Genomic DNA, 19,025 nt, shown 5'->3' with positions numbered 1-19,025 from the left:
CCCGTCAGGCGCGCGTGCCGTACCGCTCCCGCAACTCCACCTTGCGCACCTTCCCCGAGACGGTCATCGGGAAGGAGTCGAGGAGCTGGAGGCGGCTGGGCACCTTGTAGTGGGCGAGCTGTCCGGTGCAGTAGGCGTGCAGTTCCTCCAGGGTGAGCGGGTCGGCGGCGTCGAGCGGGACGACGCAGGCGAGGACCTCCTCGCCGTAGCGTTCGTGCGGGACGCCGACGACCTGGACGTCCGCGATCTTCGGGTGGGCGTACAGGAACTCCTCGACCTCGCGCGGGTAGATGTTCTCGCCGCCCCGGATGATCATGTCCTTGATGCGGCCGACGATCTCGACGTAGCCGTCCTCGCGCATCACCGCGAGGTCCCCGGTGTGCATCCAGCGGCCCGGGTCGATGGCCTCGGCGGTCTTCCCGGGCTCCTCCCAGTAGCCGAGCATCACGCTGTAGCCGCGGGTGCGCAGTTCGCCCGCGTCGCCGCGCGGCAGGGTCACGCCGGTGACCGGGTCGACGACCTTGACCTCGATGTGCGGCAGGACGCGGCCGACGGTGCCGGTGCGGTGTTCGAGGTCGTCGTCCATGCGGGTCTGCAGGGAGACCGGTGAGGTCTCGGTCATGCCGTAGCAGATGGAGACCTGCTCCATGTGCATCTCGGCGACCACCCGCTTCATCACCTCCACCGGGCACGGGGAGCCCGCCATGATGCCGGTGCGCAGCGAGGTGAGGTCGTAGGAGGCGAAGCCGGGCAGGTTCAGCTCGGCGATGAACATGGTCGGGACGCCGTACAGGGAGGTGCACCGCTCCCGCTGCACCGCCTCCAGCGTGGCCGCCGGCTCGAAGGACGGGGCCGGGATGACGACGCAGGCCCCGTGGGACGTGGCACCCAGATTGCCCATGACCATGCCAAAACAGTGATAAAAGGGCACTGGCAGACAGACCCGGTCCTGCTCCGTGTAGCCGACCGTGCGGCCCACCCAGTAGCCGTTGTTGAGGATGTTGTGGTGGGAGAGGGTGGCGCCCTTCGGGAAGCCGGTGGTGCCGGAGGTGTACTGGATGTTGACCGGGTCGTCGCAGCTCAGCTCGGCGGCGAGCGCGTCGACCCGCTCCTGCGGCACCGACGCGGCGCCCGCGGTCAGCGCGTCCCAGGACGGGTCGCCGATGTAGACGGTCTCGCGCAGCGCGGGGCAGCGGCCGCGGACCTGCTCCACGATCGCCCGGTAGTCGCTGCTCTTGTGGGCGAGGGAGGCGACCAGCAGGGTGATGCGGGACTGCTTGAGGACGTACTCCAGCTCGTGGGCCCGGTAGGCGGGGTTGACGTTCACCATGATGACGCCTATGCGGGCGGTGGCGTACTGGACGAGGACCCACTCGGGGCAGTTGACCGCCCAGATGCCGACCCGGTCGCCCCTGGTGACGCCCTTGGCGAGCAGTCCGCGGGCCACCTCGTCGACGGCGGCGCCGAACTCGGCGTAGGTCCAGCGCCGTCCGGAGGGGACGTCGACGAGCGCCTCGCGGCCGGGGTGGGCGGCGACGGCGCGGCCGAGGTTGGCGCCGATGGTGTCGCCGAGGAGCGGGGTGGTGCTGGTGCCGTGGGCGTACGACGGCTGTGCCGAGGGTGCGGTCACCGGAAGTCCTCCTCGCGGTACTCGTTGGTGGAACCGGCGGCGGTGGCCTCGCGCAGCTCGATGCGGCGGATCTTGCCGGAGACGGTCTTGGGCAGCTCGCCGAACTCCAGGCGGCGCACGCGCTTGTAGGGGGCGAGCGTGTCGCGGGAGTGCTCGAAGAGGACCTTCGCGGTGTCCGGGCCGGGCTCCCAGCCGGCCGCGAGCACGATGTAGGCCTTCGGCACCGCGAGGCGCAGCTCGTCCGGGGCGGGCACGACGGCGGCCTCGGCGACCGCCTCGTGCTCCAGCAGCGCGCTCTCCAGCTCGAAGGGGCTGATCTTGTAGTCGGAGGCCTTGAACACGTCGTCGGCCCGGCCGACGTAGGTCAGGTAGCCGTCCTCGTCGCGGGCGCCGATGTCGCCGGTGCGGTAGTAGCCGCCGGCCATCGCCTCGGCGGTGCGGTCGGGGTCTCCGTGGTAGCCGGTCATCAGGCCGACGGGACGCGCGGACAGGTCCAGGGCGATCTCGCCCTCGTCGGCGCCGGGCGCGCCGGTGACCGGGTCGATCAGTTCGACGCGGTAGCCGGGGCTGGGGCGGCCCATGGAGCCGGTCTTCAGCACCTGGCCGGGGCTGTTGGAGACCTGGACGGCGGTCTCGGTCTGGCCGAAGCCGTCCCGGATGGTCCTCCCCCACAGGCGGCGGACCTGTTCGATCACCTCGGGGTTGAGCGGCTCACCGGCGGCGACGACCTCGCGCGGCGGGGTGGCGAGCCGGGTGAGGTCGGCCTGGATGAGCATGCGCCACACGGTGGGCGGGGCGCAGAAGGTGGTCACTCCGGCCCGGTCCATCTCGGCCATCAGGCGGGGTGCGTCGAACCGCGTGTAGTTGTACAGGAAGACGGTCGCCTCGGCGTTCCACGGCGCGAACAGGTTCGACCAGGCGTGCTTGGCCCAGCCGGGCGAGGAGATGTTGAGGTGCACGTCGCCGGGCTTGAGCCCGATCCAGTACATGGTCGCCAGGTGGCCGACGGGGTACGACACGTGGGTGTGCTCGACCAGTTTGGGGCGGGCGGTGGTGCCGGAGGTGAAGTACAGCATCAGCGGGTCGTCGGCGGCGGTCGGGCCGTCCGGGGTGAAGGTGCCGGCGGCGCCGTACACGTCCTCGTAGGCCCGCCAGCCGGGGGCCGGTGTGCCGCCGCCCACGGCGATGCGGGTGTAGTCGCCGGGCACGTCGTCGAACTTGCCGGTGTCCTCGGCGCGCACGATCACGTGCCCGACCCGGCCGCGGTCGACGCGGTCGCGCAGGTCGGCGGGGCCGAGCAGGGTGGTGGCCGGGATGACGACCGCGCGCAGTTTCATCGCGGCCAGCGCGGTCTCCCACAGCTCGGCCTGGTTGCCGAGCATCACGAGGATGCGGTCCTCCGGGCCGACGCCCCACTCCCGCAGCCGGTTCGCGACCCGGTTGGAGCGGGCGGACATCTCGGCGAAGGAGACCCGGACCTCGCGGCCGTCCTCCTCGACGATGTGCAGGGCGGTGCGCCCGTTGCCCTCGGCGACGACGTCGAACCAGTCCAGGGCCCAGTTGAAGTGCTCGGGGCGGGGCCACCGGAACCCCTCGTAGGCGGCGGTGTAGTCCTCGCGGTGTTCCAGCAGGAAGTCCCGTGCGGTGCGGAACAGCTCCGTGGCCGTCGTCATCTGTCCTCCTCGGTGCCGGACCTTGCCGGGCGGCTCTGTGCCATCGTGTAATCCGTGATGTGGGTCTCACTACCCCCGAACGGGGGTGTGCGTCCCGGGACGATCACGAGGGAGGGCGGAACGGGTGGCGGTGGACGCGGCGGACGCGGCTCAGATCCGCAGCGCGCTGGTGCGGCTGCGGCGCACGACCGGGCTGCCCGTCGCCTTCGGCGGTCTCGTCGAGTCCGGGCGGCGCCAGGTGCGCATCAGCGAGCTGAGCGGCACGGCGACGACGGCGCTCAGCGCGCTGGCGGTGACGGCCGGCAACGGGCTCGGTGGCCGGGCGGTGGCGCTGTCGCGGCCGTGCGCGGTGACGGACTACTCCGTCTCCCGGCAGATCAGCCACGAGTACGACCTGCCCGTCGCCGCCGAGGGCCTGCGCTCGGTCCTCGCGGTGCCGGTGGTCGTCAGGCGCCGGGTGCGCGGCGTGCTGTACGGCGCCCTGCGCACGGCCCAGCCGCTGGGCGACCGCACGCTCGGCGCGGCGGTGGCGGCGGCGCGGGACGCGGAGCAGGCGCTGGTGCTGCGGGACGAGGCGGACGAGCTGCTGGCGGCGGCCTCGCCCCCGTCGGCGCGGGCGGCCGCGCCCGGACCGGCGGACGGCGCGGTCTGGGAGCAGGTGCGGGAGGCGCACGCGGCGCTGCGGGCGCTGGCACCGAGGATCACGGATCCGGGGCTGCGGGACGAGCTGCTGCGCGCGTGCGGACTGCTGGTGGCGGGGAGCGGCTCCGTGCCGGCGCCCCGGCTGGCGCCGCGGGAGGTGGACGTGCTGGCCTGCGTGGCCGCGGGCGCGACGAACGGGGCGGCGGCGGAGCGGCTCGGGGTGGGTCCGGAGACCGTCAAGAGCTATCTGCGCTCGGCGATGCGCAAGCTGGGTGCCCGCACCCGCACGGAGGCCGTCGCGTCGGCCCGCCGAACGGGGTGGCTGCCGTAGGAGGCGGGCCGGGACGGGGCGGGCGCGGGCATCTCCGGGCCGTGTTTGATTTCGGCGGTGGCCCGTTTGTTGTTCGGGTCACCTCGCCGACCCTCCGTAACGCGATGCGCCGTTGCCTAATATTGGCCCGGACACGCCACACGGAGGGGAGCGGTCACCGTGCCACGGGACTTCGCGGAGGCTGCCGGATGCCGCTCCGACCTGGTCATCGGGCGGGAGGGGCCGTTCGGTGCGGCGCGTGAGCAGCTCGCCCGGGGCGGCAGTGTGCTGCTGCACGGTCCCGCCGGAATCGGAAAGTCGACGGTCCTGCGCACCCTGGCCGCGGAATACGCCCGCACGGCGCGCACCGTGTTGCGCTGCTCGGCGACCGAGTCCGAATCCCATCTCCCCTTCCTCGCCCTGGCCGACCTCCTGGGCCAGGTCCTGGACGAGGTCTCCGGGGCGCTGCCCGCCGCCCAGCGCACCGCACTGGAGTCGGCGCTCACCGGCCGCGGCGAGTCCACCCTCCAGCGCGACGGTCTGGCGCTGCGGCTGGCCGTGCTGTCCGCGCTGCGCGCCCTCGCCGCCGAGGGGCCCGTCCTCGTCGTCGCCGACGACCTCCAGTGGCTCGATCCGGCCAGCGCGGAACTCCTCGGCTTCGCCGCCCGCCGCCTGGGCGAGACCCCGGTACGGCTGCTGTGCGCGGTACGCACCGAGGGGCCCGAGACGGACGACGCCGAGTACGACCGCCATCTGCGGGCCTCCCCGCCGGACACCCGGGCGGTGCGCCTCGGGCCGCTGACCCGGGCCCAGGTGTCGGCGCTGCTCGACGAACGCGGCTACTCGGGCCTGCACCGTTCCACCGTCCGGGACATCCACCGCACCAGCGGCGGCAACCCGCTGTTCGCCCTGGAGCTGGGCCGGGCCCTGGCCGAGAGTCCCGCCGCTCCCCGTCCGGGCGAGCCGCTGCCGGTGCCGACCTCGCTGCGCGCCCTGGTCCTGTCCCGCCTGGAGATGCTGTCGGGCGAGGCGCGCCGCACCCTCCTGGTGGCCAGCGCCGGCGCCCGCCCCACCCCGGCGCTGCTGCGCGCGGCCGGCCGGGAGAACGCCGAGGCGGAGACCGCGCAGGCGGCGGCGCTCGGGCTGCTGACGCCCGACCCGGAGGGCCCGACCGTACGGTTCGCGCACCCGCTGATCTCGGCCGCGCTGTATGCCGAGGCTCCGGCGCCGGAGCGGCGGGCCGCGCACGCGGCGCTGTCCACGGCCGCCTCCGACCCGATCGAGCGCGCCCGGCACCTGGCGCTGGCCACCACCGGCACCGACCCGCAGGTGGCGGCCCGGCTGGCGGAGGCCGCCGCGCTGGCCCGGGACCGCGGCGCGCCGTCGGTGGCCGCCTCGCTGGGGCTGCTCGCCGCGCGCCACACTCCGGCGGACGGCACGCCGGGTCCGGACGAGCGCCGGCTGACGGCCGCCGAGGACGCGATCACCGCCGGCGAGCAGGACCTGGCCCGGGACGTCGCCCGCGAGGTGCTGACCCGGGCCACCGCGCCCGGCGAGCGGGTGCGGGCCTGGATGGCGGTGATCGAGGCGGCCGGGCAGGCCATCGGCGAGGTCGACGCGGTCTTCCCGCAGGCCCTGGCGGACGCGGGCGACGATCCCCGGCTGCTCGCCCTGGTCCACTACCAGCTGGCCTGGCGCTCCCTGGTGGTGCAGGGCGACTTCGCCCAGGGCCGGGAGGAGGCCGCGCACGCGGCCCGGCTGGCGGCGCGGGCCGGGGACCGGCGTACCGAGCTGCTCGCGCTCGCGTTCCAGGCGCAGGCGGAGACGCTGATGGGTCATCCGGGTGCTCCGGCGACCATCCAGCGGGCGCTCCAGGAGCCGCAGGACCCGCGGGTGGCGTGCCATCACAACGGGGCCGGCTCCTCCCGGTTCCGGTGGCTGGTGATGAGCGACCGGCTGACCGAGGCGCGGACCACCGTCACCGCGCTGCTGCGCGAGGTGCGCCGGCGCGGCATGGCCGAGAGCGAGGTCCACTACCTGCGTTTCCTCGCGGAGACCGAACTGCACTCCGGCCACTGCGGCCGGGCCCTGGAGTTGTCCCGGGAGAGCCTCACCCTGGCGCGCGACGCGGGCATCGGGGAGGGCGCGGGCGCGATGCAGGCCGCGCTCGCCGAGGCCGCGGGCGGCGACCCCGACCGGGCCCTGGAGCTGGCCCGGGAGGCGGTACGGCGGTCGGAGGGCGACGGCGACGCCGTGTACCTGTCGCGGGCGCTGGCCGCGCTCGGTCACGCGCACCTGGTGGCGGGCGACGCGGCGGCGGCCGTACGGGCGTTGCGCCGGGTGCGGGAGCTGGAGGCGGGGGCGGGCATCACCGACCCGGCGCGCGGCCGGTGGCAGGGCGATCTCGCGGAGGCGCTGGTGCGCACCGGGGAGCCGGCCGAGGCCATGGACGTCATCGAGGTCGCCCGGGCGCACGCGCTGCGACTCGGGCGGCAGAGCGTGCTCGCCGTCCTCGACCGGTCCGAGGCGCTGGTGCGGGCGGCGCGGGGCGAACACCGGGCGGCCGTGGCACGGTTGACGTCGGCGCGGGAGCGGCTGGCCGGGCTGGGGTTCGGCCTGGAGGAGGCCCGGGCGGTCTTCGCGCTGGCCGAGTTGCACGCCGAACGGCCGGGGCGGGCCCCGGAGTCGGCGTCGTACGACGAGGCGGCGCGGCTGTTCCGGCGGTGCCGGGCGCTGTCCTGGCTGCGGCGGGTGGAGGCCGCCGTCGCGGTGCGGGCGTCCGGACCGGCCCCGGTGCCGGCCGTCGAGCCGGACGGTCTGGCGGGGCTGGCCTCGATGGAGCGTCAGGTGGCCGCGCTCGTGATGGAGGGCGCGACCAACCGGGAGATCGCCGCCCGGCTGTTCGTCAGCGTCAAGACCGTCGAGGCGACCCTCACGCGCGTCTACCGCAAGCTGGGGATCCGGTCCCGGGTCGACATCGTCCGCCTGGCGGCGGGCCGGCGCCCCGACTGACGAGGGCCTGCCGCCAACGGGCGGGTTTACCGGCGGTAAACCGAGGGTTTTCCCTGCCCGACGCGCCTAGGGGGTTCCCTCATTGGGCGGTCCGGACCGCCGGTTCTAGCGTGAGCATGTGCCGCTCGCCCGGGCAAACGGGGGTCTGTCCCGAGACCCCCGTCCAACCCCCCACGCCCGTGCGACCCCCCACCGGCTACCACCTGAGGAGACTCATGTCCGGGCTCACCCGCTCCAGACCGGCCGCCGTATGACCCCCTGAGTACCCCTCAGGCGCAAGACCAGGGGGCGTTGCGGGCCTCCACGAGCGGCCCGCAACGCTCCCTTTCCATGTCTGCCCCCGCGTGGGAGTCCGGTCAGCCGCGTATCGTCCCGAAGCGGATGTCGTACGCGGTCCCGGCGTGCATCGTCGCGAGCATCCGCTCGCCCTCGGCCGCGATCTCGTCGCGCCGCCGCTTCGAGGGACGGTCGAAGGCCTCGACGACCAGGGCGTCGTCCTCGAGCTTCCACAGTCCGGCCACGAAGCCGTCGACGAGCAGGACGCGGTAGGCCTGGTTCTTCTTCCAGGTGCGGCCCTTGTGCTCGGGCGGGACGACGCGGGTGCGGTCGGCGTGGGAGAGGAGCAGGTTGTCGAACTCGGGCAGGAAGCGCGGCGGGGCCGGGGTGTCCGGGTCGGGACGCGGCGCGTCGGGGAGGTCGAAGAGTTCGGTGCCGCCGGGGTCCCGGAAGGTGACGAGACGGGGGCGCAGCCGCTCGAAGGCGTCCCGGAGCCGGGTGACACCGGCCCAGGTCTGCATGTCCCTGACCGACGCGGGTCCGAACGCGGCGAGGTAGCGCAGCACGGTGTCGTCGGGTGCGGGCGCCGGGCGTGCCGGGCGGCCGAGCCAGTGCTCGGCCGTGGTGAGCGTGACCTGACCGCTCCGGCCCCACAGACCGCGGGGCGTCACCTGGACGAGCGGGAGCCGGCAGCGGGCGGCGACGGACAGGGCCAGTGGGTCGGCGTCGGGCCACTCGGCGCCGAGGGCCTCGCGCAACTGCCCCAGGGTGCGCGGCTCGGCCTCGACCAGTTCCCGGGCGAGGCGGGCCAGCCGGTCGAGGTCGACGCCGGCCAGACCCTTGCGGAAGGTCCTCAGCTCCCGGTCCCGGGCGGCCTGCGCCAGTGGGTACAGGGTGAGGCAGTCATCGGCGGTGTGGGTGTGGATGGTCGAGCGCAGGGTGACCAGGCGGGTGACGCGGCGGTCGGCCATCGGCCCGGACAGATCCTCGGGCGTGAAGCCTTCCAGGCGGGCGGCGAGCGCGTAGTACGGGGGCTTCACGTTCTGGGCCTGGAGCCCGACGAGGTGCGCGACGGCGGCCTCGGCGGACATCGCCGCGCGGCGCAGCAGCAACTGGCGGGCCAGGGTGGCGCGGTTGAGGGCCCGGATGCCGAGGACGGGGCCGGTCGTTCCTGCCTTGGTCGTCATGTCGTGCACGGTAGCGGGGATCGAGGACAGGTTCTGTCCTCGATGGCGGCCCGTCCGTGGCGCTGCCCTACCCGCAGGTGCTCCGGTAGGGCAGTCGGGGCAGAAGTTCGGACCAGCGGGTGGGGGTGAGGTCGCCGCCGGTGCGGTCGCAGACCTGGCGGAGCGCCCGGTCCGTGTCCAGTGTCCAGATCCTGGCCGTCAGGTCGTTGCCCACCGACGCAAGCGTGTCGCCGCCGGGCGCGAAGGCGACCGACGTGACGGTGTCCAGGTGGCCGGTGAGCGCGGTGCCGTAGGCCTCGGCGTGGCCGGGGTCGGCCACGTTCCACAGGCGGACCGCGTGGTCCTCGCCGCCGCTGGCGAGGGTGCGGCCGTCCGGGGCGAAGGAGACCGAGGTGACGCCGCCGCGGTGGCCGGTCAGTTCGCCGCCCAGCGGGCGGGCCCGGCCGGGGTCGGTGACGTCCCAGAGCCGTACGGTACGGTCCCGTCCGCCGGTGGCGAGGACGTGGCCCTCGGGGGCGAAGGCGACCGCGTTGACCCAGTCGCCGTGGGCGGTCAGGGGTTCGCCGACGGGTCGGGGCCGGTCGCGGTCGCGCACGTCCCACAGCCGGGCCGTCTTGTCCTGGCTGCCGGTGGCGAGGGTGCGCCCGTCCGGGGCGAAGGCCACGGAGCCGACCCAGTCGGTGTGGCCGGTCAGCGGCGTGCCGACGGGGCGCACGTCGTCGGGGTCGGAGACGTCCCACAGGCGGACCCGCTCGTCGACGCCGCCGGTGGCGAGGGTGCGGCCGTCGGGGGCGAAGGCCGCGGTGAGGACGCCGCCGGGATGGGCGTCCGGGACGGTGGCCGCGGGGCGCGGCCGGGACGGGTCGGAGACGTCCCACAGCCGTAGCGTGCCGTCCTCGGCGCCGGAGGCGACGGTACGGCCGTCCGGCGCGAACGCCGCGGTCAGGACGGGGGCCTCGTGGCCGGTGAGGGGGCGTGGCAGCGGGCGCGGGGCCCCCGGTCGGCCGACGTCCCAGAGCCGGACCAGGGCGTCGTCCGTGCTGGCGGCGGCGAGCAGCCTGCCCGTGGGGTCGTAGGCCACGGAGGTGAGCGGGTTGGTGAAGTCGGTCAGGACGCTGTCCGGCAGGTGCCACACGCGGACGCTGTGGTCGGCGCCGGTGGTGGCGAGGGTCCGGCCGTCCGGGCCGTAGGCCAGGTCCCACAGGCCCTCGGTGTGCCCGGTCAGCGGTTCGCCGATCCGGTGCGGGTAGGCGGGGTTGGCCACGTTCCACAGGATGACGGTGTCGTCCTGCGCGGCGCTGGCCAGCGTGTCTCCGTCCGGGCTGAACTCCACCGACCACACGGCGGCGGTGTGCGCGGTCAGCGGTTCGCCCAGCGGGCGCAGGCCGTCGGAGGCCGGCCCACCGGAAGCCGTTCCGCCCCCGTCGGACACCTCCCACAGGCGCACCGTGTCGTCGTAGCCGGCGGTGGCGAGGGTGTCGCCGTCCGGGGAGAACGCCACCGACCAGACCGCCGCGTCGTGCGCGTGCCGGGGCTCGCCGAGCGGGACCGGTCCGGCGGCACCGTCCGGGCGCCACAGCCGTACGGTTCCGGCGTGCCCGGCGGTGGCCAGGGTGCGGCCGTCCGGGGCGAAGGCGACGTCCCGGACGCTGCGCGCGTCGGCGCGGGCCGGTGCGCCGATCGGTGCGGGCCGGGCGGGGTCGGTGAGGTCCCACAGACGCAGGGTGCCGTCGTCGCCGACGGTGGCGAGGGTGCGGCCGTCGGGGGCGAAGGCGACGGAGGTGACGGACTCGCCCGCGTGGCTGACGAGGGGGGCGCCCAGGGGCCGGGGCCGGGTGCGGTCCCGGGTGTCCCACAACCGGATGCCGCCGTTGTGCCCGGCCGCCACCAGCACGGTGCCGTCCGGCGCGTACGCCACCGCGCCCACCGGGCCGCCGGCGATCCGCAGCGGCTCCCCGAGCTGCTCGCCGGACCCGGCCGTGTCCCACAGCCGTACGGTGCCGTCGTGGCCGCCGCTGGCGAGGGTGCGGCCGTCCGGGGCGAAGGCCACGGCGCTGCCGATGTCGTCGTGTCCGGACAGCCGGGTGGACAGCACCCGGCCGGTGTCCGTGGTGAGCGCGGTGCGCAGCTCGGGGGTGGAGCGCATGCCGAGCGCGGCGACGTCCAGCCGGGCGGAGAGGGCGGCGTTGGTCTCGCGCAGCCGGTCGGCCTCCGCGGTGATCCGGCCGAAGACGGCGTCGTCCCGCTCGGCCTGGGCGGTGGCCCGCGCCCTGAGCGCCACGACGGCGGTGGCCGAGGCGACCAGCACCAGCAGGGCGAGGACGGCCGACAGCCCGCGTCCGATCCACACCGCGCGCCGCCGCCGCTGGATCGACGCGGCCAGGAACTCGCCCTCCACCGGCGTCAGTTCACCCGGCACCGGCCCTCCGCCCCGGTGGTCCCGGGCGAAGGCCTCGCGGGCGGCGGCCAGCCGTGAGCCGGCGTAGAGCGCGGCGTTCTCCCGGCCGAGGGTCAGCCAGGTGCGGGCGGCCTCCGAGAGGGCGCGGTGGACGCGGAGCCGGTCGCGTTCGGCGTCGATCCAGCCGCGCAGCCGCGGCCACGCGGTGATGAGGGCCTCGTGGGCGAGTTCGACCGTGCCGTCGTCGAAGGTGAGCAGCCGGGCGGCGACCAGCCGGTCCAGCACGGTGCGGGTGCCGTCGGGGTCGCCGAGGTCGAGTTCCGCGTGCTCGGCGGGGCGCCGGGTGTCGGGGGTGCCGTCGCCAGGGGCGACCAGCCGCAGCAGGATCCGGCGGGCCAGGTCGGCCTGGGGCGCGGTGAGTTCGCCGTACAGCTCCTCGGCGGTGCGGACGACGGCGCCGCGCAGGCCCCCGGCCGCCTCGTAACCGGACACGGTCAGGGTGCGGCCGGTGCGGTGCCGCCAGGTCTCCAGCAGCGCGTGCGACATCAGCGGCAGTCCGCCCGGCGCGTCCTCGACCTCGTCCAGCAGCCGGGTGGTCAGGGCGCGTTCGACGACCAGGGAGGCCGCGGCGGCCGGGCGGACGACGGCCTCCCGCAGCTCCTCCCGGCTCATCGGGCCGACCAGCAGGGTCGCGTCCTGCAACGCAACGGTGAGTCCGGGGTGTTCGGCGCACCGCCCGAGGAAGTCGGCGCGTACGGCGACCACCACACGCAGCCGGCTGCCGGGGCCGGTGGCGGTCAGGAGCCGGTCGACGAAGGCGTTCCGCTCGGCCGGGTCGGCGCAGAGGGTGTACAGCTCCTCGAACTGGTCGACGATCAGCCAGGTGTCGGCGTCCGTGTCCGGCACCGGGCCGAGCCGGTCCGCGTGGGTGGTCACCGGCGTCGCGCCGGGGGTGAGGATGCGGACGGCCGCGGGGGCGGCGGGTGCGTCGGCGCCGGTTCCGGGGGTGCGCAGGCGGGGGATCAGGCCGGCCCGCAGCAGGGAGGACTTGCCGCTGCCCGAGGGGCCGAAGACGGCGGTGAAACGGTGCTCGCGAGTCAGTCCGGCCAGCCGGTCCACGAGTCGGTCGCGGCCGAAGAACAGGGCGGCGTCGTCCGGTTCGTAGCGGGTCAGGCCCCGGTAGGGCGGGCGGGTCTCGTCGTCGGCGCCGGCGAGTGCGGCGGCCTCCGCGCTCGCCGCCCGCCAGCGCCGCTCCCACTCCCCCGGGTCGCCGCCGCAGACGTCGACGTAGGCGAGGGTGACCGCGAGGGTGGGCAGCTGCCGTCCGGCGGCCGCCTGCGAGAGGGCGGTCACCGAGAACGGGACCTTGTCGGCCATCGTCCGGTACGTCGGTCGCCCCACCGCGTCGCGCAGGGCGCGGAGTTCGGCGGCGAACCGCTCCACCGGTCCGGCCGCGGGATCCAGCCGTCGCTCCCGGCGTCCCACTCCGTTTCCGCCCACGTGTGCCCCGCCCCGCCGTCGCTCTCGGTCCCCGTCCGCGCGCCCACGGTAGGGAGGCGCGGCAGTGGGCGGCAAGCTCCGGGCTGCTCGTCGGGGGGTGGCGCACGGGGAGTTCACGCTGTCTTCACGCCGGGTCCGCATGGTTCCGGTTCGCTCCGCGCGGCCCGCCGCATTGTTCAGTGCCGGGTGCGGGCTGCTGAACAACGGTGTTCCGCGGTGGAATCGGTGACCGGGGGAATGCGGGGTGGCACGACCGCCGGGTCCGTCACGGCCGCGCCACCCCGCACCCGTAGGTCCGGACGAGGCACATGAGGGAAGTGATCCGATGACCGCCGAGACGGCGACCCGTCGGCCGTGGACCGTGACGCTGGCGGTGGTGCTGGTGATGCTGGGGACGCTGGTCGCGGCGACGACGGCGGCCGGCCCGCAGGGCGCGGCGACCCTGGTGCTCCTGCTGCTGGCGGTCTGCTTCTGGTTCGCGATCCGGGCGGGCCGCGGCCGACGCACCGCCCGGACCGCGGTGAGCGGTCTGACCGCGGCGATCCTCGTCGTCGCCGCGCCGTTCGCCCTGGACGATCCGCTGTACGGCGGCACCACGCTGCTGTTGGCCGCGCTGCTCGCCGTCCCGGGCGTGGTCCTGCTGTACCTGCCGGCCGGGGAGGCGTACGTGCGGGCCCGCAGCGGGGAGCCCGACGAGGAGTTCGCGGGATGACCGAGCCGCCGCACGAAGAACCGGACCCGCCCGAGGACGCGTATGCGGGTCCTGATCCCGCCGAGGCCACACATCCTGTTTCGGACGCCGCCGAGACCACGCATCCTGTTTCGGACGCCGCCCAGGCCGCGTGTCCCGGTCCTGACCCCGCCAAAACCGCGTACCCGGATCCGCGTTCTGACGCCGCCGAGGCCCCGTACCCTGGGACTGACCCGGCCGAGGCCACGTACCCGGATCCGGGTTCTGACCCCGTCGAGGCCCCGTGCCCCGGGACTGACCCCGCCGAGACCAGGTACCCCGGGACTGACCCGGCCGAGCCCTGGAACCCCCCGCCGGACTACGGGCGGGTGGCGCCCCGGGAGCCGCGTGCGGCCGATCCGCTCGCGGTGGCCGTCGGCAACGCCTCACTGCTCGGGGCGGGTTACCTGATCCTGGGGCGCCGGGCGCTGTTCTGGGCCGCCGCGGTCGTCACGGCGTCGCTGCTGTGGCTGACGTACCGGAGCGCGGAGACATGGTGCGAGCTGCTCGTGGTGCTGTGGTGGGCGACGGTCGTCGGACACGGCTGGTGGCTCGCGCGACGGCACCCGGGCGCCGGACCCCGGCGCGCGCAGCGGCTGCTCGCGCTCGCCCTCACCGTGCCGGTGCTGGCGGCCGCCGGGTGGGTGCGGTTCGACGCGCAGGGGGTCCAGGACGAGGTCGCCGACGCCCGCGCGGACGGGGACTGCGGGGCCGCCGCGGACGCCCAGGAAGGGGTGGAGTTCCGGCACCGGCTGGTCGCCGCGCCGTTGGCCGCCCGGGGGGACGCGGTGGTCGAGGCGTGCGTGCGGCTGGACACGGCCGGGGGCTATCTCAGCGGCGGGCTGACCGGTGACCTGGACTCGCTGGAGAGCGGCTTCCGGCGGCTCGGCGCGGTGCTCGGCGAGTCCGGCAACGAACGGACCGTCCGGGCCACGCTGGACCGCTTCCTCGGCCGGCTGCCCACCGACGACGGCTGCCTCACCGTGACCATCGCGGACTGGCTGCGGGAGCACGCGGCCGGGCCCGAGGACCTGACCGGCCCCGCCGCCGCCACCGCGGCCCGGGTCGCCCCCGGGGCGCTGATGGACTGCGCCGCCGACTTCATGTTCACGGAGGACTGGCCGGACGCGCGCGAGCGCTACCAGCGGCTGCTCGACGAGTATCCCGACGACACCCACGCGGACGCGGCCCGCACGGGGGTCAGGAAGGCGGGGCTGGCGATCGAGCTGGACCGGATCAGCGGGCTGGTCGAGGCGGCGGACTCCATGGGCTCCGGGTACTGCCGGAAACCGGCGAAGTACTCCCAGGCCCCCGCCTACCGCAAGGGCCGGATCCGCGCCGTGTTCGTCGGCGACACCGAGTACACGGACAAGCTGCCCGAGGAGTGGCGGACCGACACGGCCCACGCCTCCCTGGTGGTGTGCGCCGACGAGGCGGAGGCGGGAGACGTCGTCGAGACGTGCCAGTACCGGGACCACAACGGCCGGATCGGCAGTGTCAGGTTCAACAAGCTGGCGGTCCGGGTGAAGGGCTACGCCCTGCGCACCGGGAAGCTCGTCGTCGACCGCACGGTGCAGATGGGCGGCGAGAGCTGCCCCGGCGTCCTCCGGTACTTCGACGCGTTGCCGTCGCGGATGGCCGTCACACCCTCGGACGGGGACGTGCGCGACGCCTTCGGGCCGGTGGTCGGCCGCTGACCGGCGTACGGCTCGTGCGGACGGCGACCAGGCGGATCCCCCGCACGGTGGGCGCCGCACCCGTACCTCGCCCGCGCCGCTGCTGGACAGCGGCATCAGGACGTCACCCCCGCGGCAGCGCCGGGCGACGTGCGCGCGTGCTCGGCGCGGGTCAGGCGGTACACCTGTTCGGCGCCGTCGGCGACGCGTGCCCAGGTGTAGTGCCGCAGGACGCGTTCGCGGCCGTTCCTGCCGTACTGGCGGCGCAGCCGTTCGTCGGCGAGGACTTCGCGGGCGGCCTCCGCGACGGCCCCGGGGTCCTGCGGGGCGACCAGGCGGCCGGTGACGCCGTCGGCCACGGAGTCGCGGTGGCCGCCGACGTCGGTGGCGAGGACGGGTACGCCGCACGCCATGGCCTCCAGCGGCACGATGCCGAACGGCTCGTACACCGGGGTGCACAGCACCAGGTCGGAGCTGCGGAGCAGGGCGGGCATGTCGTCCGGGTCGACCGCGCCGAGCAGCCGGACCCGGTCGGCGACGCCGGCGCGGCGGGCGATGCCGGTCAGGCGCCGGGCCTCGGGTTCGGCCGCCAGGGCGCCGGCCGGCGGGCCTCCGGCGATGAGGAGTTCGGCGTCGGGGATGTGGGCCAGGGCGCGGACGGCGTGGTCGTAGCCCTTGCGGGGGACGAGCCGGCCGCAGGCGAGCAACCGGTGCCGCAGGTGTCGCTCGGGGGTGCGGCCGGTGTCGGCGGCGGGGTGGAAGTGCTCGGCGTCCACGCCGCAGGGCACGACGGAGACCTGCCGGGGCGGGACGCCCATGTCGCCGAGTTCGTCGACCTCGTCGGTGCTGGTGGCCAGGACCCGTTGGCAGGCCCGGCCGAGTTGCCGTTCGATGCCGATGCGCTCGTAGGGACTGGTGTCCCGCATGCCCTGGTGGCGCCGCTTGACGGTGCCGAGGGCGTGGAAGGTCTGGACGAGGGGGATGCCGTGCGGATCCGCGCCGATCTGCGCGGCCATGCCGGACATCCAGAAGTGGGCGTGTACGACGTCGGGCCCTTCCCGGGCCCAGGCGCGGGCCAGGTGGGCGCCGAAGGCGGGCATGTGCGGGAGGAGTTCGTCCCTGGGAACGGACACCGGTGGTCCGGCCGGCACGTGCTCGACGACCGCCCCGCCGGGCAGCGCCACCCGGTCGGGCAGGTCGGTGGCGTCCCGGCGGGTGTAGACCGTGACGTCGTGGCCGCGCCCCGCCAGCTCCTCGGCGAGACGGGCCACGTAGACGTTCTGTCCACCGGCGTCCACGCCGCCGAGCGCGGCGAGCGGGCTCGCGTGCTCGGACACCATGGCGATCCTCATCGGGTCACCTCCTCGAGCGGCCGTTCCCGGTCGGCCGGGAAGCGGGACGGCCCGGAGTGGGCCAGGACCGCCACACCGGCCGCCCGCGCGTGCGGCGGGTCGGCGGGGAAGTCGGGTACGGCGTCGGTCAGTACGTCGATGCCGTGGGACACCGCCCCGGTGCCGGGCGGCACGGCCCCTGTGACTCCGGTCTCGGTGACTCCGGTCTCGGTGGCCTCGGTTGCCTCGGTGGCGGCGACGCCGGCACGGATGCCGCGTGCGCGCGGCGGGGCCACCGCCTCACGGGCGCCTTCGACCGGCCGGGTCCGCTCCGGGTCGGCGTCGCAGGGGATGTCGCGGAGGAGGGTGCCGTCACGGAAGGTGCCGTCACGGTCGAAGGTGCCGTCACGGAAGGTGCCGTCACGGTCGAAGAGGGCCGCCTTGACCGGGTTGCCCACGCGGCTCATGCGGCCGCCTCCCGCCAGGCAGGGGTGCCGCGGTGGCGCCAGAGACCGCTGAGCCGGTGCCAGGTCGCGGCGGGCGGGATGAGCACGCTGGTGATCAGCACGGTCGTGATCTCGTGCCCGGTGCGCGGACCGGGCGCGATGCGGACCCAGGCGAACTCGGCGGTGCCCGCGGCCCAGCCGGCCCCGGCGAGGGCGGCGACGCGGGGGTGTCCGGCCGCCGCGAGGGCGAGCGCCGCGGTACCGGCGGCGGTGATCGCCGCGTGGCGCCGGATCTGGCCCCGGGGCGCGACCGCCTTGGCCCACCAGTCGGGACCGTGCAGCCGCCGCATCAGGGCGTCGTCGGCGTTGCCGCGCTGCTGCTTCAAGGAGACCCAGCGCGCGGCGGGGCGTACCGGGTGGCGGGTGGTGCGGCGGCCCCGCCGGATGCGCCAGCCCGCGTCGAGGACGCGCAGTGCGAGGTCGGCGTCCTCGCGGAAGGCGCGGGTGAAGCGTTCGTCGAAGCCGCCGACCTGTTTCAGCACGTCGGTGCGGTAGGCCATGTCGGCGGCGATCCACCGGGCCTGCGCGAGACAGGCGGTGTCGCGCTCCCAGTCGGTGGGGCGGCGCTCCCCCGGCAGCGGCACGGCGATCACGCCCTGCACGGCGCCGGTGTCGGGCGCCGCCTCGGCGAGGTCCTGGATCAGCTGGTCGCACCAGTGCGGGCCGACCTGGACGTCGTCGTCGAGGAAGGCGGTCCACGGTGAGGTGACCGCGCGGACACCGGTGTTGCGGGCGGCTGCGGGCCCGCGGCCCCCGCTGCGCAGCACCACCGTGCGTTCCCGCAGGTCGCCGAGGACGGTCAGGGCGTGCTCCAGGGCGCCGGGGTCGGCATCCGGTGCCGGCCGGTCGTCGACCAGGACGATCTCGTCCGGGTCGGGACCGTGCGCGGCGACCAGCGCGGCCAGGCAGTCGGCCAGCGTGTCGCGTACGAGGGTGGGGACGACGACGGCGTAGCCGGTGCGCGGGCCGCCGGCTCCGGAGGCGGTGCTCATGCGAACGCCCGCGCTCCGGCCCGCTCCGGGAACCACCGCGCCGACAGCTCCGGAACCTCCCGGGCGGAGAAGTTCACCGTCAGCTTTCCGTGCAGGGCGTGGACACCAAGGATGCGCATGGGGCGGGCTCCTCTCTCGGCGACGCGGGTGCCGCGAGGAGGTTGCCTCAAACCCTTGAAGACACGTCACTCCCCGAGAAGGGGGATCGACCTCGAACGTACATTCGACATCTGACGCGAGGGGGTACCATAAACCGCGACTATACACACAGCGTATAGTCCTCGCATGCCTTCGCTGACCAGGAAGATGACGAAAACGGGGACCAGGTTGCGTGTGCACGCGACCTTCGCGGCCGCCGCCTCGCTGACCCTCGCGCTGAGCGGCTGCACGAAGCTGGAGACAGAGTCGCCCAGCTCCGTCCGCAATGCCGCCGGCACCCAGGCGGCCCGCACGGACGACGCCGGGGCCCGCACGGGCGGCACCCAGGCCCGCGCGGGCGGACTCGGCACCGTGGACTGCGCGCACGCCAAGTGCATCGCGCTGACTTTCGACGCCGGACCGAGCGAGAACTCCGCCCGGCTGCTCGACATACTGAAGGAGAAGCAGGTCCCGGCGACCTTCTTCCTGCTCGGCAAACGGCATATCGACACATATCCCGAGCTTGTCAGGCGCATGGCCGACGAGGGCCACGAGGTGGCGAGCCACACCTGGACGCACAAGATCCTCACGGACGCCGAGCCGGACGAGATACGCGAGGAGCTGGAGCGCCCGAACAAGGAGATAGAGCGCCTCACGGGCGAGCGCCCGGCCCTGATGCGCCCGCCGCAGGGCCGCACGGACGACACGGTGCACCGCATCTCCCGCGAGCTGGGTCTGGCGGAGGTGCTGTGGACCGTGACCGCCAAGGACTACAAGACGAACGACTCCGACCTGATCACCGAGCGGGTCCTGGACCAGTCGTCCCGGGACGGCATCATCCTGCTGCACGACATCTACGACGGCACCGTGCCCGCCGTGCCCGGGATCATCGACGCGCTCAAGAAGCGGGGCTACGTCTTCGTGACGGTCCCCCAGCTGCTGGCCCCGGGGAAGGCCGAGCCGGGCAAGGTCTACCGCTAGGGCGGGTACGGCGGACCATGCCGGACGGGCCCCGGCGGACGTG

The 19,025-nt window shown here is 75.1% G+C and carries 13 protein-coding genes; 5 read left to right on the top strand and 8 right to left on the bottom strand.

Annotated elements, in window-relative coordinates; genetic code table 11:
* Positions 1 to 4: 4 nt before the first annotated feature.
* Both lbuL and ibuL read right to left on the bottom strand, forming a co-directional pair.
* The gene (gene lbuL / locus C4J65_RS28230) at positions 5 to 1,630 is read right to left on the bottom strand and encodes a linear/branched/unsaturated fatty acid:CoA ligase LbuL (protein ID WP_115744927.1); all 1,626 of its coding nucleotides are present in this window, start codon (positions 1,628 to 1,630) and stop codon (positions 5 to 7) included.
* Positions 1,627 to 3,303, bottom strand: coding sequence for an isobutyrate:CoA ligase IbuL (gene ibuL, locus C4J65_RS28225; protein WP_115744926.1), 1,677 nt, complete (start codon positions 3,301 to 3,303; stop codon positions 1,627 to 1,629). Before ibuL ends, lbuL begins: the two co-directional genes overlap by 4 nt.
* Before the next feature lie 124 nt (positions 3,304 to 3,427).
* On the opposite strand from ibuL, the gene C4J65_RS28220 reads away from it, so the two are divergent.
* On the top strand, positions 3,428 to 4,276 hold the full coding sequence (locus tag C4J65_RS28220) for a helix-turn-helix transcriptional regulator (RefSeq protein WP_115744925.1): 849 nt from the start codon (positions 3,428 to 3,430) through the stop codon (positions 4,274 to 4,276).
* Positions 4,277 to 4,435: 159 nt separating this feature from the next.
* The gene (locus C4J65_RS28215) at positions 4,436 to 7,267 is read left to right on the top strand and encodes a LuxR family transcriptional regulator (RefSeq protein ID WP_115744924.1); all 2,832 of its coding nucleotides are present in this window, start codon (positions 4,436 to 4,438) and stop codon (positions 7,265 to 7,267) included.
* Positions 7,268 to 7,623: 356 nt separating this feature from the next.
* Here C4J65_RS28215 and C4J65_RS28210 read toward each other — a convergent pair whose 3' ends face one another.
* Together C4J65_RS28210 and C4J65_RS28205 are read right to left on the bottom strand one after the other, a co-directional pair.
* Positions 7,624 to 8,730, bottom strand: a complete 1,107-nt coding sequence (locus tag C4J65_RS28210) for a winged helix DNA-binding domain-containing protein (RefSeq protein WP_115746666.1) — start codon at positions 8,728 to 8,730, stop codon at positions 7,624 to 7,626.
* A gap of 67 nt (positions 8,731 to 8,797) precedes the next feature.
* Positions 8,798 to 12,613 (bottom strand): WD40 repeat domain-containing protein, encoded by a 3,816-nt coding sequence (locus tag C4J65_RS28205; protein ID WP_240330542.1) that lies wholly within the window; start codon positions 12,611 to 12,613, stop codon positions 8,798 to 8,800.
* A gap of 340 nt (positions 12,614 to 12,953) precedes the next feature.
* Between C4J65_RS28205 and C4J65_RS28200 the strand changes: the two genes are divergently transcribed.
* Both C4J65_RS28200 and C4J65_RS28195 read left to right on the top strand, forming a co-directional pair.
* Complete coding sequence (locus C4J65_RS28200; protein ID WP_115744922.1) at positions 12,954 to 13,340, top strand: hypothetical protein; 387 nt, start codon at positions 12,954 to 12,956, stop codon at positions 13,338 to 13,340.
* Positions 13,341 to 13,687: 347 nt separating this feature from the next.
* Positions 13,688 to 15,055, top strand: a complete 1,368-nt coding sequence (locus C4J65_RS28195; RefSeq protein ID WP_115744921.1) for a hypothetical protein — start codon at positions 13,688 to 13,690, stop codon at positions 15,053 to 15,055.
* A 95-nt stretch (positions 15,056 to 15,150) separates the two neighbouring features.
* Here the strand turns inward: C4J65_RS28195 and C4J65_RS28190 are convergent, their stop codons facing one another.
* The 4 genes from C4J65_RS28190 to C4J65_RS37110 are packed head-to-tail and all read right to left on the bottom strand — an operon-like array spanning position 15,151 to position 17,982.
* Positions 15,151 to 16,386, bottom strand: coding sequence for a glycosyltransferase family 1 protein (locus tag C4J65_RS28190; protein ID WP_115744920.1), 1,236 nt, complete (start codon positions 16,384 to 16,386; stop codon positions 15,151 to 15,153).
* On the bottom strand, positions 16,383 to 16,832 hold the full coding sequence (locus tag C4J65_RS36870) for a hypothetical protein (RefSeq protein WP_240330541.1): 450 nt from the start codon (positions 16,830 to 16,832) through the stop codon (positions 16,383 to 16,385). The genes C4J65_RS28190 and C4J65_RS36870 overlap by 4 nt, the downstream gene beginning before the upstream one ends.
* Positions 16,829 to 17,863: a glycosyltransferase gene (locus tag C4J65_RS28180; RefSeq protein WP_115744919.1), complete on the bottom strand. Its 1,035-nt coding sequence runs from the start codon at positions 17,861 to 17,863 to the stop codon at positions 16,829 to 16,831. The genes C4J65_RS36870 and C4J65_RS28180 overlap by 4 nt, the downstream gene beginning before the upstream one ends.
* On the bottom strand, positions 17,860 to 17,982 hold the full coding sequence (locus C4J65_RS37110; protein ID WP_275898169.1) for a hypothetical protein: 123 nt from the start codon (positions 17,980 to 17,982) through the stop codon (positions 17,860 to 17,862). Before C4J65_RS37110 ends, C4J65_RS28180 begins: the two co-directional genes overlap by 4 nt.
* Before the next feature lie 166 nt (positions 17,983 to 18,148).
* On the opposite strand from C4J65_RS37110, the gene C4J65_RS28175 reads away from it, so the two are divergent.
* Entirely contained in the window at positions 18,149 to 18,982 is an 834-nt protein-coding gene (locus C4J65_RS28175) for a polysaccharide deacetylase family protein (protein ID WP_162833393.1), read from the top strand.
* Positions 18,983 to 19,025 lie beyond the last annotated feature (43 nt).

Source organism: Streptomyces sp. CB09001 (genome assembly GCF_003369795.1).
Taxonomy (GTDB): domain Bacteria; phylum Actinomycetota; class Actinomycetes; order Streptomycetales; family Streptomycetaceae; genus Streptomyces.
Note: the sequence above shows the minus strand (reverse complement) of the source record. Positions and strands in the feature narration are given on the sequence as shown.